Annotated in this window: 2 protein-coding genes; both read right to left on the bottom strand. The window is 47.7% G+C overall.

Features of this window, described 5'->3' with window-relative positions; translation table 11 throughout:
• The coding region (gene istA / locus R7190_RS25525; RefSeq protein WP_318137636.1) for an IS21 family transposase at window positions 1-923 on the bottom strand (923 nt) is incomplete at its 3' end.
• A gap of 239 nt (window positions 924-1,162) precedes the next feature.
• Window positions 1,163-1,513: zinc finger domain-containing protein (locus R7190_RS25520; RefSeq protein ID WP_318137635.1), on the bottom strand; the 351-nt coding region annotated here is incomplete at its 5' end.

The raw sequence follows: 1,513 nt of genomic DNA, 5'->3' as shown, positions 1-1,513 counted from the left end.
GCTTTGCGACTCGCTCCATACTGTCTCATCTCACGTAGGTCTAATTCATCCATCAGCGCTCGGATAGCGAGATTCAGCTCTTTGAAGGTATAGAAGGTTTGGTGGCGTAGCCGCATCATGATCCAGCGTTCGACGAGGAGCACCGCATTCTCCGCCTTGGCTTTGTCTTTCGGTTTGTAAGGGCGAGCAGGCATCACGGCGGTTTGATAGTGATTGGCCAGTTTCTGATAGCTGTCGTTCAGTCTTGGCTCATAACGATTGGCTTTGGTGACCGCGCTACGCAGATTGTCGGGAACCAAGAGCTGTGGTACTCCACCGAAGTGCTCGAACGCATTGGCATGCGCCTCTAACCAGTAAGACTTACCTTGACTAGGGAAGGCTTCAACATAGGTGTAATTGGACGCGCCCAAGGTCGCCACGAACACTTCTGCTTCGCGCACTTCGCCTGTGTCAGGATTGACTACTTGAAGCCGAGGCCCACAGTAATCGATAAACAGCTTATCACCTGCCACATGGAGCTGACGCATACTGCGCTTTTGGGTTTTGAACCAACGAGTGAAGTGCTCGCAGAACTGAGTGTAAGCGTAAGCTTGCTCTTGATATTGCTCGTGGTACTCCTGCCACAACAACATCTTTGTCATGCCTTTACGCTTGAGTTCGACAGCGTACTGAGCGAAGTCTGGCATAACCTTGTCTCGACTGGCTTGCTTCGAATGATATAGGGCTTTGGTAAGGTCTGTATCACTGCAATCTTCTGGGAGAGGCCAGCCTATCTGACTTTGCTTAAAGCGAGCGACAAGCTCAGAGACTGTTGCAAGGCTGACATTGAGACAACTAGCAATACTACGGTAGGACAACCCACACTCGTACTTAAGGCGTAATATCTCTTTGATTTTGTTCATTGGAGTTCTCTTTTTGGCCATTGTCGCTTCCTTACGTTCTTGTTTAAGAAGCAAAGAATAGCGAGTTATTGATTTAAAAGAGAAAAAGGAAGGATTTCGGGCATTCCGATCGCGGTTTTCGCTATTCCGATCACCGATTTCGGAGTTAGGCTAAAAGTGATCGGATAATCGCGGAATCAGTGATCGGTTTAAACCGAAATGGGTGATCGGATAATCCCGAAATGACTGATCGGAATGCTCCGAAATATGCAGCAAGCCTATTACTTCTGACACTCATTACAGAAGAAGGTATTACGTTGGCCAATTTTTAGCTCTTGAAGCGGCTCTCCACATTCTGGGCAAGGCTCACCCGCTTTTCCATACACTAAAAGTTCTTGAGCAAAATAACCCGGCTTGCCATCGGCTTGAGCGAAGTCTTTTAAAGTCGTACCACCTTGGTTAATGGCAATTTTTAGCGTGGCTTTGATGTTTTCCACTAACAGCACCCACTCTTGGGGTGTCACTTGACCTGCTTGTCGGGTTGGGAGAATACGAGATTTAAACAGAGATTCATTGGCGTAGATATTCCCAACGCCAACCACGACTTTGTTGTCCATGATGAACTGCTTTAC

The sequence above is a fragment of the Vibrio sp. 1078-1 genome (assembly GCF_033340475.1).
The sequence above is the reverse complement of the archived record's forward strand: the minus strand, read 5'-3'. Positions and strand labels throughout refer to the sequence as shown.